The organism is Betaproteobacteria bacterium, from assembly GCA_009377585.1.
GTDB lineage: Bacteria > Pseudomonadota > Gammaproteobacteria > Burkholderiales > WYBJ01 > WYBJ01.
On record WHTS01000092.1, the window covers coordinates 1 to 12,182 of the forward strand.

A 12,182-nucleotide genomic window follows, 5' to 3' on the forward strand; every position below is an offset into this window, starting at 1 on the left:
GAGGAGGGGTGTCACGAAGTGACGGGGTGGTGTGGTTCGTAACGAGCAGCGGTGACCTCAGCCGGGAGTGTTCTTCGCGGCCTCGATCAGGTGTTTTTCGACCTGCTGCGCCGGGATGCCGCCGGCGACCACCGTGCCATCGCCGAAAACCAGGGTGGGCGTGACCGAAATCTTGAGCTTGGTGCCGAGCGCTTCGATCTTCTTGACCGGGTCGGCGCAGGGCTTTGCTCTCGGCTCCACGCGATTGAGCAGCAGCTCATCCCAGGCCTTCGCGCGATCGGGCGAGCACCAGATCGCGCGCGAGCGCTCGGTCGCGCCCTTGTGCAGGCGTTCGATCGGAAACATGAAGGTATAGATCGTCACGTTGGTGATCTTCGCCAGCTCCCGCTCCTGCGTGATGCAATGCGGGCACATCGGATCGGAGAAGATCGCCAGCCGCCGGCTGCCGTCGCCCTTGACCTTCTTGATCGCCAGCTCGAGCGGAAGATCCTTCCATTCGATCGCCGTCAGCTTGCGCAGCCGCTGCTGCGTGAGATTCTGGCTCGACTTGATGTCGATGAGATTGCCGACCAGGGCGAAGCTCACCTGCTCGTCGGTATAGAAAAGCTTGTTGTCCATCAGCACTTCATAGAGACCCGGATAGGGCGTGGCGAAAACCTTCTCGACCAGCGACTGCGGGAAGCGTTCGCGCACGCGCTTCATGACTTCGTCTTCGGTCGCGCTCAGCGCCGGCGCACACAGCCCCAGGCAAAGAAGCCAGGCAAGGGCAGTTCGGATACTCGCAATTCGGTTCGACTTCAAGGCGACGCTCCTGCAGCTGCTCGAACTTCGCAAATGGATGATATCGACGACGCGCGTCATGCTCCCCTACTCGGGAATCGGCCTGCCTGATGGGCACACGAAGCTACCCTCTCCCCGATCGAACATCCGCACGTTCGCGTTCACGACGATAGCCGATTCGCCCGGCACTGTCATGGCGCCTCGGCCCCGCAAGGCCGCCGTCCGTCGGACGAGCGCCGGCGCACACGCACGCACCCTATTGCCTAACGCAAGACCCTGAGTGAACGCTGCGCGCTTGACCGCTGCGCGCCCCGGCTTGTACCCTGCCCGGGCTCTCAACCACGGAGAATGCCATGAGCCAGAACATCGTGCGGCACGAACCCGGCGCGATTCTTTCGCGCGCGGTCGAATACAACGGCATGGTATTCGTCGCCGGTCTCACTGCGGACGATTACTCGCTCGATATCAAGGGGCAGACCGAGCAGGTTCTGCGCAAGATCGACAAGTATCTCGCCGCGGCCGGCACGAACAAGTCGCGCCTGCTATCGACGCTGATCTACATCAGCGACATCAACAACAAGGACAAGATGAACGAGGCCTGGCAGGCGTGGATCGACAAGGCCGACGTGCCGGCGCGCGCCTGCGTTCAGGCCCAGCTCGGCACGTCGAAAACGCTGGTGGAGATCATGGTGACCGCGGCCAAGTGACGCGGCGGCACGCTTCAGTAGATCATGATCGAGCCGGGGGCGACGATCTCGATGACCTGCAGCCAGTGCATATCGACGTCGATGATCACCTCCTCCAGCTCGTCGGGCGAGCAGCCCGATTGGGTCCACACGTCGGGCGCGACGTCGAGGTATGGCGGGTTGTCGGAACGCTCCTGCTCCATCATGTCCGAGACCCGGCTGCCGATATGGACCAGCGCGGCTTCCCTGGCGAAGTCGGTCGCCTCGTCGTAGCGATGATGGAAGCGAACCGGCATGGTGAGCGAGGCCGGCAGGTTCCAGCGCTCGAGCAACAAGGCGCCGACTTCAGCGTGCGTAAATCCGAGCAGCTCGTGCTCGATCTCGTCCTGCGCACGACCGGTCTTCACCGCCTCCAGAACGCGGGTAGAAACCTCGGGAAGCTGATGGTAGAGAACGAGCTGGCCCACGTCGTGCATGAGCGCGGACAGGAATACGCGCTCGCGATGCCGGCGCAGGCTCCCCGCCTCGGCGAAGCCGCGCGCGGCAAGTGCCGCGCGCACGCTATGCTGCCAGAACGACTCCATGTCGATCAGCTTGGAGGAGATGTTGCGGAAGGCCAGCGCCGCCGAGGTCGCCAGCACCAGCGAATGCAGCTCGCTCGTGCCGATCATCGTGAGCGCTTTGGTGATCGTGTCCACGCGCCCGCGCAGCCCGAAATAGGCGCTGTTGACGGCACGCAGCACGCGAGCCGCGAGTGCTGGATCGAGGCTCACGATATCCGCGATGTCGTTGGCGGATGTATCCGGATCGGTCAGCACGGCGTTCAACCGGATCGCCGCATCGGGCAGCGACAGCAGATCTTCGACGCGGGCAACCACGTCTTCGGCGGACATGACCGCCGGAACGACCAGGGCGTGAACGGGCAGCGCAAGCGAAGCATGCATGACTATCTGTCCTCACAGGCAGGGTATCGACACGACACAAACGGAATTACGACACGATGCGGCAATGCCTTGAATGCGCATCGTCGAGGCCGCAGCCGCCGCCGGCAGTGCGGCTCTGCGGAGAATGCGGCTCATCAGGAGATGTCCGAGTTCTTCGAGCAGTGTCGGTGTTGCAACCCCTGCACGGCAGTTTCAGCCATGCCGAACCTTTCCCTCGCAGCTCGCGCGGCCGCAAGGCCATGACCAAGCCGCCAGGCGCCACGCAGCCGGATGCGGGCTCTGAGGCAGCCGCCCCGCGGCTACGCCAGGCAACGGCGCAGGACCTGCCGGCGATCGTACGCCTGCTCGCCGATGATCCGCTGGGCGCGAAACGCGAGTGTTACCGGGAGCCGCTGCCGGCAAGCTACCAGGCCGCTTTCGCTGCGATCGAGCGCGATCCGAACCAGGAGCTGTGCGTCGCCTGCCTGGGTGAGTCGGTCGTCGGCGTGCTGCAACTGACCTTCATTCCTTATCTCACCTACCAAGGCGGATGGCGGGCGCTGATCGAGGGCGTGCGAATCGCGCCGGGCCTGCGCTCGCGCGGTCTCGGGCGCATCCTGTTCGAATGGGCGATCGAGCGCGCTCGCGACCGCGGCTGTCACATGGTCCAGCTCACGAGCGACAAAGCGCGGCCCGACGCCATCCGCTTCTACCAGGGACTTGGTTTCGTCGCCTCGCACGAGGGGATGAAGCTCCTTATCCCCTCGCGGATGCCGTCCGGCCCCGGTCCGGACACGCGTTAGCGCGATTCCACTTACGGACAATGCCGTAGCGGTCGCAATCAAAGGCATTACATCCGCATCTGCGCGCGCGGATACGCATCCGGCATCGACCCGGGCGCTGCGTAATCGTTGTCAGTCTGGCAGCCGTCCGCGTTCGATGCTATCGTCAGCTGCAGCGCAGCCGCACGCGAGCCCCCCATGCCAGCGCAAAGCCTTCACTCCGAGACGGCCGCACGCAACGCCGCACTGGCGCGGCTGCGCGCCGAGCACCGTTCGGCGGCTCGGGTCATCGAAGCGCTGGAGACGATCACCGCGCAGACGGCCGAGCAGTGCGCCGAACCCGATTTTGCCTTGCTTGCCTCGATGCTTTATTACATCGATGCGTTTCCGGAGCGCGTGCATCATCCCAAGGAAGAACGTTTCCTGTTCTGCGCGCTGCGCGCACGCAGCCCGCAGTCGATCCCGGTCCTGGAACAACTGGAGCGCGAGCACCGGCGCTTGCCGGATCTGCTGAGCGAGCTGGAGCGCGCCCTCGTGCACTGGCAAGGCGGAGCGTGCGATGGCATGAACGCGTTCGTGCTCGCGCTTGCGCGCTTCTGCGAATTCACCTGGTCGCACATGCGCACCGAGGAGACCCGCGTGCTGCCCGAAGCCGAACGCATGCTCACCGATGACGACTGGCTTTGCATGGCCGAAGCCTTCGCCGCCAACGACGATCCGCTGTTCGGCCAGCAACGCCAGCGCGAATTCGACCGTCTCTATCACCGGATCGTGCACCTGGCTCCGCGCAGGATCGAGACTGCTCTGCTCGACTTGGCCCAGCCGGGGCGCTGAATGCACTCCGCCAAGGGCACCACCGCCGTGCACGCGTGCCAATGAACGTATACGTCGTCGCCAAGGCGGTTCACGTGACTTGCGTGGCCATCAGCCTCTCGGGTTTCGTGGCGCGTTTCTCGCTGGCGCTGCATCGGCCCGATATCCTGCGGCATCGGGCGATACGCGTGATTCCCCACGTCAACGATACCCTCCTGCTCGCGGCCGCTATCGTCATGCTGAGCGTGGCGCAGTGGAACATCCTCGACATGCCGTGGCTGGTTGCGAAAATCGCCGGGCTCGTGGTCTATATCGGTTGCGGCCTGGTGGCGCTGCGGCTGGCTCGGACCCGGCGCGCGCGAACGATCGCCTTCGCCGGCGCACTGGCGGCCTTCGGCTATGTCTTGTCGGTCGCGCTCAACAAGAGCGTGGCGGGCCCGTTCGCGCGGCTGCTGGGATGACTGTCATGGCAGGCGCGCAGGGCGCTTGCGCGGGATCGACCCCAGGTCCGGGGCGCGCAAGCGATAATGTGGATGGCGAGCAGCGCTCGCTGCCGGCAAAGCGCCGCCAAGCATGAGTCGTGCGGCTCAAGCCGGCCATGCGAGTCAAGCATCGCCTGCGCCTCGCGCAGGCGCAGCAGGCGCAGCAGGCGAACAACCAGGCAGGCACACTCGAAGCGAGGGGAACCATCATGTTCAAGCATCTGTTGATCCCGACCGACGGCTCCGCCATTGCCAAGAAGGCGGCCACCCAGGGCGTGACGTTCGCGCAGGAGACCGGGGCGAAGGTGACCGGATTCTTCGCCTCTCCGGTGTATCGTCCGGTGGTGTACGAGGATTTCATACCGGCGAACTACATGTCGCCCAAACAGCACGAAGAGGCGACCGCGAAGCTCGCGGCCAAATACCTCGCGCCGATCGAGAAGGCGTGCAAGGAAGCCGGCGTGCCGTACCAGGCACTGCACATGGCGAGCGAGTTTCCGGCCGACGCCATCATCGAAGCCGCGAAGGCGAAGAAGTGCGACATCATCTTCATGGGCTCGCACGGACGGCGCGGGCTTGCCGGCGTGCTGCTCGGCAGCGAGACGGCCAAGGTGCTTACGCATTCCAAGATTCCGGTGCTGGTGTTTCGCTAAGCCAGGGATCACCTGATCAAGTCGCGGCCGTGATTCCGTGGCTTGGCCGCGAATACCTCTTTCCGCCGCTGGAAAGCGCGCTCGACGATCCCAACGGGCTGCTCGCCGCGGGCGGCGATCTTTCGCCGGAGCGCCTGCTCGCGGCCTATCGGCAGGGCATCTTTCCCTGGTTCGGGGAGGACGAACCGATCCTGTGGTGGAGCCCCGATCCGCGCATGGTGCTCTATCCGGCGGAATTGCGCGTGTCGCGCTCGCTGCGCAAGGCATTGCGCCGGGCCGATTACGAGATTCGCGTCGACACGCAATTTCGCGCCGTCATCCAAGCCTGCGCGCAGCCGCGCCCGGAACAGGAAGGTACGTGGATCGGCGCGCGCATGATCGCGGCGTACTGCACGCTGCACGAACGCGGGTACGCGCATTCGATCGAAACATGGCGCGAGGGCCGGCTCATCGGCGGCTTGTACGGCATGGCGGTGGGGCGCGCGTTCTTCGGCGAGTCGATGTTCTCGCGTGCAACCGATGCATCGAAGCTCGCCCTGGCGCATCTGGTGCGCCAACTCGAACGCTGGCGCTTCGGCCTGGTCGATTGCCAGATGCGCACGAGCCACCTGGCCAGCCTGGGTGCACGCGAAGTCCCGCGGGCCCAGTTCTCGCGCCAGCTGGAACAATTGGTAAACTATCCGCCCGAACCGGCCGTATGGGCGTTCGATCGTGACCTTGCTGGGTGATTTTCCGCTATCGGTTCTGCAGTTCTACGCCACTGCGCCCTACCCGTGCAGCTATCTGCCCGAACGCATGGCGCGCTCGCAGGTCGCAACACCCAGCCACCTGATCGATACGCCGGTCTACAGCGAGCTGGTCCGCGCCGGTTTCCGGCGCAGCGGCGCCTTCACCTATCGACCTTACTGCGATGCCTGCCGGGCGTGCGTGCCGGTGCGCATCCTGACCGAGGAATTCCGTCCCAACCGCTCGCAGCGCCGCACGCTCAAACGTCACGAAGGCATGCAGGTGCAGTTGCTCGATCTGCGCTATAGCGCCGAGCACTACGCGCTTTACCTGCGCTACCAGTCGCGCCGGCATGCCGGCGGTGGCATGGATCAGGACAGCCGCGAGCAGTACCGGCATTTCCTGCTCCAGAGCAACGTGCGCTCGCGCCTGGTGGAGTTTCGCGACCACGGCGCCCTGCGCATCGTGAGCATCGTCGACGAACTGCAGGACGGACTATCGTCGGTCTACACGTTCTTCGACCCGGACCTGGCAGGCGCGAGTCTCGGCACCTACAACATCCTGTGGCAGATCGAGCAGTGCCGTCGCCTCGACCTGCCCTATCTCTATCTTGGCTACTGGATCGGGCAAAGCCAGAAGATGGCTTACAAGATCAACTTCCGGCCCATGGAAGGCCTGATCGACAACCGCTGGCAGCCGATCGGCCACGGCGCCTCAGCGGTCGGGTAGCCCCTGCTGGCGCAGCGCCTCGGGCGTCATGCGCACCGGCCCATCGGCTGCGCCCGGGACCACGTCTTTCGATTTCTCGCGCAGCCGTTCGCATGCCCCGGCATGGCCGAGCTGGCAAGCCCGGCCGAGATTCTGTTCGGCCACGGCGCGCATGAGCTCCGGGCTCAACGCATCGCGCAACCGGATTCCGGCGTTGGCCGCCTGCTCGAAGATCATCGCGCGGTTGTAGTAAGCGAGCGCATAGGCGGGATCGAGCTTCAGCGCCCGCTCGATGTCCATGAGCGCCGCGGGCGCGGCGCCCAGCCCGCCGAGTTGCAGCCGGGCAAGACCTCGATTGAGGAACACGCGCGGCTCCTTCACGCCGCGCTCGATCGCCTGGTCGAATGCGCGGCCGGCCTCGTTCAGCCGCCCCGCCTGCATCAGCGCGAGACCGCGGTCGGCATGCGTGATCGCCTGTCCGGGCTCCAGCGCAGCCACGCGATCGAGGTCGCGTAACGCTTCGCCGTAGCGCTTCTCGTCGATGTAGACCTGCGCGCGCCCGCGCAACGCGCGCGTCATGTCCGGCTGCAGCGCCAGTGCCCGGTCGTAATCGGCAAGTGCGGCCAGGATATGGCCGTCATGCCGATGCAGCGTCGCGCGGTTGAGATAGACCCGGGCATCTTCCGGCCGCGGACCGGCGCGTTCGGCTCGCCCCACGGCGTCGTCCCAGAGCGCGACGTGGGAAGAAAAAGTCTGCAAGGTACCGGCTGCAGCCACGAGCCCTATCAGGATGGCCGCGCACGCGGCGACGCAGGCCGCGCGGACCGGCAGCAGCGCCACGAGGCAAGCCGGCGCCAGCATGACGCACGGCATCCAGGCGTAGCTGCGGGAGAGGGCAAACGGTGCATCGAGCTGTGGCCACAATATCTCCACCGAGCTCAAAGCGAGCGTGCAGGCACAGCCGATGGCCACGGCACGCAGCAGCCCGGTGCGCCGGCTTCGCAGGATCCAGGCGAGTCCCACGCTCAGCGCGGCAACGGCGGCGATTCCGAGCCAGCCCGGCCAGAGCGCGGCTGCGTTGATCGCCGGCTCCGGCATGTCGATGGCCATCCGCGCGGTCCACGGCACGAGCCAGAATCCGAGATAGCGCAGGAAGCGCGAGCACGACGCAGCCAGGGCATCGAGATAACTGCCCGCGCCCGCCTCGGGCCCCGCTGACGCAACAATCCAGGCAGCCGCATAGCCCGCCGCGATCGCGCCCGCAAGAGCCACACCCAGCCAGGCGCGACGACGCTCGGAGGCGCCTGCGGCGGGAAGCGTCAGGGCAAGCAGCGCTAATGCGACCGGAATGCCGAGCGCGGCCGGACTGCAAGCCAGCGCGGCCGCCACGGCCACCGGGCCGAGCGCCCACGCCACGCCGCCGCCGTCCTGGAGCGAACGGGCTGTGCCCCAAAGTGCCGCTAAGGCGAACAAGCCGAGCAGCAAGGCGTAGCGCGCGGACAGGTAAGCGACGCTGTAGACCGCCACCGGATGGAACGCAATGAGCATCGCAGCGGCGAACGCGATCCAGCCGCTCGCGATGCGCCTTTCCACGCCCACGCCGGCCACAATGCGCCGGAACAGGCCGAAGGCGAACAGTACAGTCGCGGTGTGCAAAACAAGGTTCAGCGCGCGATGCCAGGGCCATTGGGTGCCGAACACGGCACCCAACCAGCCGAACGACGCATCGGCGAGCCAGTTGCCGCCGACGGCAGGCAGCGCGCGTGCATAGGCACCGAGCCGCTCCGGCGTAAGCAAGACGAAGTCGCCGAAGACGAGCGGATAGCCGAGGGCCGAGACGTAGAGCGCGACGACAGCCAGCACCAGCATCCCTGCCATGGCGCGCGTCGAGGGCTCGGTACGCAGGCGTTCGACGATGGCGGCCTCGATGGCGGGCCAGCCCGTGGCGACGCGGGCTCGGGTACGGGCGGTTCGGGCCATGGGCTCGATTCTAGCTCCAGCGCGGTAAAATCGGCTGCCTCGCCTGCCGGGGCGGATTGCAGTCGCAGCAAACCGGTTCCGCACTCGCCCGCAGCCACCGATCTCTCCTTTCGCATGACATTGCCCGTCATCATCGTCGTTGCCCTGGTGGTCATGGCGCTCGCCGCCTGCTTCCTGCGCGAGCGGGCGCACCCGCTGGCAGCGCGAATCGATGCCGTCCTGCCGCAAACCCAGTGCCGGCAATGCGGCCATGACGGCTGCAGGCCTTACGCCGAAGCCATCGCGACCGGCGAGGCGATCGATCGCTGCCCGCCGGGCGGAGCGGCAGTGATCCGCAAGCTTGCGGCCCTCACCGGCCGACCGGTCGTGCCGCTGGACACCTCCCGCGGCGTCCACGAGCCCCGCCAGGTCGCTTTCGTCGACGAGGCGCGCTGCATCGGCTGCACGCTGTGCATCCAGGCCTGTCCGGTCGACGCCATCGTCGGCGCGCCGAAGCTCATGCACACCGTGATTGCGGCGGACTGCACGGGCTGCGAGCTGTGCCTGCCGCCCTGTCCGGTCGATTGCATCGTGCTTAAGCCGCAGCCGTGGCGGCCGGCAGACCTCATACCGGGCCACGCCCGCTCGGACGCCGATCGCGCGCGCGGGCGCTTCGAGCAGCGCGCCGTGAGGCTCGAGCGCGAGCGTCGCAGCCACGCCGAGCGCATGGCGGCCAGGGCGGCTCGCAAACCCGATACGTTGCGCGCCGACGTCGACGGGCCGGAGGCGCGCAAGCGGGCGATCATTGCAGCGGCGTTGGAGCGGGCGCGTACGAAGCTCGCCGAGCTGCGCTGAATTTCACCGCGGCCGGAACGCCGCAGGACCTGATCGCGCGCCTGAACCGGAGCTGGCTCGCCCCCTCGCCGCGCCGGCCGTGAAGGCGGCCGGCGTACGCGTCACTGCAACATCCAGGCAGCGCCAGCCCGCCCGACCTACGTCTACGACCAAGGTCGGGCAATGACGCCGGCGTGGAATTTCTCCACGACTTTCGCCACAAGCATGTCATCATTACGGCTTTAGGGAGGTCCCGCCGAAATCGGCCCGGCGGGGTCGGCACTGTCGCCGTTTCGAACGAAAGCCGCGCTATGAATCTCTCATGCCTCGCGTTCGTCGCCGTCCTGGCCTTGGGCCCGAGTGCGGCTTGCGCGCAAGGCTTCAAGTTCTCCACGGGCGATGACAGCCGCAAGGCCGAGGCCGAAGAGCGCCAGGCCCGGGTTCAGGCGCAGCTCGCGACGCCATGTCTGGACAAGATCAAGAACCAGAAGATCATGGTGGTGATCGGCGAGAACCGCAACGGCATGGTGCTCGCCAAGCAGTCGGCCTACGATCCGCATTTCGAGGCGATCAACCGGCGCTTGCGCGCGCTGGGACTGCGCACCTACACGCCGGAAGAAATCCGCCGCCAGGTCGCGCAGGCCGAAATCGACGCCTTCTTCCGCAACGATCCCGATGCCGCCATCAACGCGTCGCGCCGCCTGGCCGCGCAGTACATTCTGCGCGGGCTCATCGATACCCAGATCTCGCGCAATGCCATCGTCAACGTCAACCAGGTCGCGGTGCGGCTCGACTTCGTCCTCACCGGCGCGAACGGACGCACGATCTCGCAAGCAGCCGCGAGCAATGAAAGCTATGCCGGGCGCGACGTGCTCGGCATGGCACTGACGCTGCTCAACGAACGCGCCGACGAAGTGGTTGCCCAGCTCTACGGCGATTACTGCCGCAGCGCAGGCGTGCGCTGACGGCACCGTTCACTACGCAAGAGGAGAAGACAATGCATACGCGAACCAGGAAGCTGAATCTTTGCGCAGCAGCCAGCGCAATGCTTCTGATGGTGCTCGGCGCAGGCGGGGTGGCGGCCCAGCCGGTGTTCGGCAATCCCTCGCCCACCGCCGGCAGCGAAACCTCGCAGCAAGCCAATGCCGCGGCCGATCAGGCGATCTACAAGCCGGTGGAATACGTCAACAAGGGCACGCGCGGCCCGGCGCTGGTCGTGATCCCCGGCGAAATCAAGAGCAACAATGCGACGTTTACCCAGAGGTTCCTGCCCAACAACATCGCCGACTACGCCGAGCTGGAGCTCTCGCAGGCCAATTTCGCGGTGCTGGAGCGCTCCAACCTGGGGCCTCTGCTGCGTGAGGTCTCGCTCGCGTACAACCTCGGCGACCCCAACAAGGCGCGCGAAACGATGCAGATCGGGCAGCTCAAGACGACCAAGTGGATCGTCAAGTTCGACATCCTCAAAGCGGAGCAGATCGCCGAGAACAGGCAGGGGTTCGACGGGCGGGCCTTAGGCGGCATCTTTGGCAGCCTGATCGGCGGAACGGGTGGCGCGGTCGCCAGAGGCGGCGTGGGCTCGGTACAGACCTCCGAGGCGACCGGCGTGTGGCTGATCGGCATGCGTTACAAGATCATGGACGCCAACACCACCGAGCAGGTTGCTCAAGGTTATCAGGAGCTCAAGATGGAGGTCGGCGCCGCCGCGACCAGCGTGCTCGGGGTCTCGCAGAGCGCGAAGGGCGGCGTGGGGCTCGACACCATGGTGCAGCGCCTGGTGCAGACCGCGGTCTACGAGATCGACTCCAAGTACAAGGAATAGGCGCACCCGCCTCGCCACCCGCAGCCGTGTAGGCCTTCGAACGCATGGACAAGCTAGGCAAGTACCTCATCCGCCGCGAGCTCGGCAAGGGCGCGATGGGCATCGTGTACGAGGGCTTCGATCCGCTGATCGAGCGCATCGTCGCCATCAAGACGATTCGTCCCGAGCAGCTCAACAAGAACCAAGCCGCCGAGATCCTCGCACGCTTCAAGCGCGAGGCGCAGGCCGCGGGACGGCTCAATCATCCGCACATCGTCGCGATCTACGACTATGGCGAAGACGCGCCCGCGAGCGGCAGCGAAGCGATCGCCTACATCGCGATGGAATTCATCAAGGGCCGCGAGCTGCGCGACTATTTCGAGGCGAACGAGCGCTTCCCGCTGCCGGCGGTGGAGCGCATCATGGGCCAGATGCTGGATGCGCTCGAGCACGCGCACGCACGCGGCGTGATCCACCGCGACGTGAAGCCCGCCAACATCATTCTGCTCGAGCACGGTGCGGTGAAGGTAGCAGATTTCGGCATCGCCCGGCTCGAAAGCTCGGAGCTCACCCAGGCCGGCGCAGTGCTCGGCACTCCGGCCTACATGTCGCCCGAGCAGTTCCTCGGTCAGCCGGTCGACAAGCGCAGCGACCTCTTCTCCTGCGGCGTCGTGCTGTACCAGTTTCTCACCGGCGAGAAGCCTTTCACCGGCAACATGACCACCATCATGTACAAGGTGCTCACCGAGGAACCGCTCGCGCCCTCGATGCTGAACACGACCTTGCCGCCGGCCTGGGACGCGGTGGTGCGCAAGGCGATGGCGAAGAAGCCGGCCGAACGCTACCAGAGCGCCGCCGAGTTCGCGGCTGCGATCCGCGACGCCGTCGCAGGCGCCAGCGTGGAGGCGACGCTCGTGCAACCGGCCGCTGCCGGTACGGACGACGCGACCGTAGCCGATTCCACTTTGGAACCGACCCTGCGGATGCAACCGCCCCCAACCCGGCCGGTCGATCGGGACCGTGCGCCCGCGGCGA

The 12,182-nt window shown here is 66.3% G+C and carries 13 protein-coding genes and 1 pseudogene (1 of these 14 running past the window's edge); 11 read left to right on the plus strand and 3 right to left on the minus strand.

Annotation, left to right across the window (positions count from 1 at the left end):
* Positions 1-57: 57 nt before the first annotated feature.
* Positions 58-861: a thioredoxin fold domain-containing protein gene (locus tag GEV05_22600; GenBank protein MPZ46122.1), complete on the minus strand. Its 804-nt coding sequence runs from the start codon at positions 859-861 to the stop codon at positions 58-60.
* Between the two features lie 272 nt (positions 862-1,133).
* Here GEV05_22600 and GEV05_22605 point away from each other — a divergent pair, with 272 nt between their 5' ends.
* Positions 1,134-1,487 carry a RidA family protein gene (locus tag GEV05_22605; GenBank protein MPZ46123.1) on the plus strand — a complete coding sequence of 118 codons (354 nt, stop codon included), beginning with the start codon at positions 1,134-1,136 and terminating at the stop codon, positions 1,485-1,487.
* Between the two features lie 14 nt (positions 1,488-1,501).
* On the opposite strand, the gene GEV05_22610 is transcribed toward GEV05_22605, so the two are convergent.
* Positions 1,502-2,410 (minus strand): HDOD domain-containing protein, encoded by a 909-nt coding sequence (locus GEV05_22610; GenBank protein ID MPZ46124.1) that lies wholly within the window; start codon positions 2,408-2,410, stop codon positions 1,502-1,504.
* A gap of 239 nt (positions 2,411-2,649) precedes the next feature.
* Between GEV05_22610 and GEV05_22615 the strand changes: the two genes are divergently transcribed.
* The 6 genes from GEV05_22615 (at position 2,650) to GEV05_22640 (ending at position 6,574) form a co-directional block, all read left to right on the plus strand.
* Entirely contained in the window at positions 2,650-3,192 is a 543-nt protein-coding gene (locus GEV05_22615; GenBank protein MPZ46125.1) for a GNAT family N-acetyltransferase, read from the plus strand.
* Positions 3,193-3,369: 177 nt separating this feature from the next.
* Entirely contained in the window at positions 3,370-4,005 is a 636-nt protein-coding gene (locus tag GEV05_22620; GenBank protein ID MPZ46126.1) for a hemerythrin domain-containing protein, read from the plus strand.
* A 41-nt stretch (positions 4,006-4,046) separates the two neighbouring features.
* On the plus strand, positions 4,047-4,445 hold the full coding sequence (locus GEV05_22625; GenBank protein ID MPZ46127.1) for a regulator SirB: 399 nt from the start codon (positions 4,047-4,049) through the stop codon (positions 4,443-4,445).
* A 137-nt stretch (positions 4,446-4,582) separates the two neighbouring features.
* Positions 4,583-5,119 (plus strand): universal stress protein, encoded by a 537-nt coding sequence (locus GEV05_22630; GenBank protein ID MPZ46128.1) that lies wholly within the window; start codon positions 4,583-4,585, stop codon positions 5,117-5,119.
* A 29-nt stretch (positions 5,120-5,148) separates the two neighbouring features.
* Positions 5,149-5,847, plus strand: coding sequence for a leucyl/phenylalanyl-tRNA--protein transferase (locus tag GEV05_22635; protein ID MPZ46129.1), 699 nt, complete (start codon positions 5,149-5,151; stop codon positions 5,845-5,847).
* Entirely contained in the window at positions 5,831-6,574 is a 744-nt protein-coding gene (locus tag GEV05_22640) for an arginyltransferase (GenBank protein ID MPZ46130.1), read from the plus strand. The genes GEV05_22635 and GEV05_22640 overlap by 17 nt, the downstream gene beginning before the upstream one ends.
* Here GEV05_22640 and GEV05_22645 read toward each other — a convergent pair.
* A complete protein-coding gene (locus GEV05_22645; GenBank protein MPZ46131.1) occupies positions 6,560-8,533 on the minus strand; it encodes a hypothetical protein in 1,974 nt (657 codons plus the stop codon). The genes GEV05_22640 and GEV05_22645 overlap by 15 nt on opposite strands.
* 114 nt (positions 8,534-8,647) lie before the next feature.
* Between GEV05_22645 and rsxB the strand changes: the two genes are divergently transcribed.
* The 4 genes and pseudogenes from rsxB to GEV05_22665 all read left to right on the plus strand — a co-directional run.
* Positions 8,648-9,367 (plus strand): electron transport complex subunit RsxB, encoded by a 720-nt coding sequence (gene rsxB, locus GEV05_22650; protein MPZ46132.1) that lies wholly within the window; start codon positions 8,648-8,650, stop codon positions 9,365-9,367.
* A 290-nt stretch (positions 9,368-9,657) separates the two neighbouring features.
* Positions 9,658-10,311, plus strand: coding sequence for a hypothetical protein (locus tag GEV05_22655; protein ID MPZ46133.1), 654 nt, complete (start codon positions 9,658-9,660; stop codon positions 10,309-10,311).
* 80 nt (positions 10,312-10,391) lie between these two features.
* Positions 10,392-11,168 carry a hypothetical protein gene (locus tag GEV05_22660; GenBank protein ID MPZ46134.1) on the plus strand — a complete coding sequence of 259 codons (777 nt, stop codon included), beginning with the start codon at positions 10,392-10,394 and terminating at the stop codon, positions 11,166-11,168.
* A gap of 44 nt (positions 11,169-11,212) precedes the next feature.
* Positions 11,213-12,182, plus strand: a pseudogene (locus GEV05_22665) (protein kinase) (it continues 1,589 nt past the right edge of the window).

Bases quoted from the DNA above. Each gene is read 5' to 3' on its own strand.
- GEV05_22600 (MPZ46122.1), bottom strand. From the start codon at position 861: ATGACGCGCGTCGTCGATATCATCCATTTGCGAAGTTCGAGCAGCTGC.
- GEV05_22605 (MPZ46123.1), top strand. From the start codon at position 1,134: ATGAGCCAGAACATCGTGCGGCACGAACCCGGCGCGATTCTTTCGCGC.
- GEV05_22610 (MPZ46124.1), bottom strand. From the start codon at position 2,410: ATGCATGCTTCGCTTGCGCTGCCCGTTCACGCCCTGGTCGTTCCGGCG.
- GEV05_22615 (MPZ46125.1), top strand. From the start codon at position 2,650: ATGACCAAGCCGCCAGGCGCCACGCAGCCGGATGCGGGCTCTGAGGCA.
- GEV05_22620 (MPZ46126.1), top strand. From the start codon at position 3,370: ATGCCAGCGCAAAGCCTTCACTCCGAGACGGCCGCACGCAACGCCGCA.
- GEV05_22625 (MPZ46127.1), top strand. From the start codon at position 4,047: ATGAACGTATACGTCGTCGCCAAGGCGGTTCACGTGACTTGCGTGGCC.
- GEV05_22630 (MPZ46128.1), top strand. From the start codon at position 4,583: ATGCGAGTCAAGCATCGCCTGCGCCTCGCGCAGGCGCAGCAGGCGCAG.
- GEV05_22645 (MPZ46131.1), bottom strand. From the start codon at position 8,533: ATGGCCCGAACCGCCCGTACCCGAGCCCGCGTCGCCACGGGCTGGCCC.
- rsxB (MPZ46132.1), top strand. From the start codon at position 8,648: ATGACATTGCCCGTCATCATCGTCGTTGCCCTGGTGGTCATGGCGCTC.
- GEV05_22655 (MPZ46133.1), top strand. From the start codon at position 9,658: ATGAATCTCTCATGCCTCGCGTTCGTCGCCGTCCTGGCCTTGGGCCCG.
- GEV05_22660 (MPZ46134.1), top strand. From the start codon at position 10,392: ATGCTTCTGATGGTGCTCGGCGCAGGCGGGGTGGCGGCCCAGCCGGTG.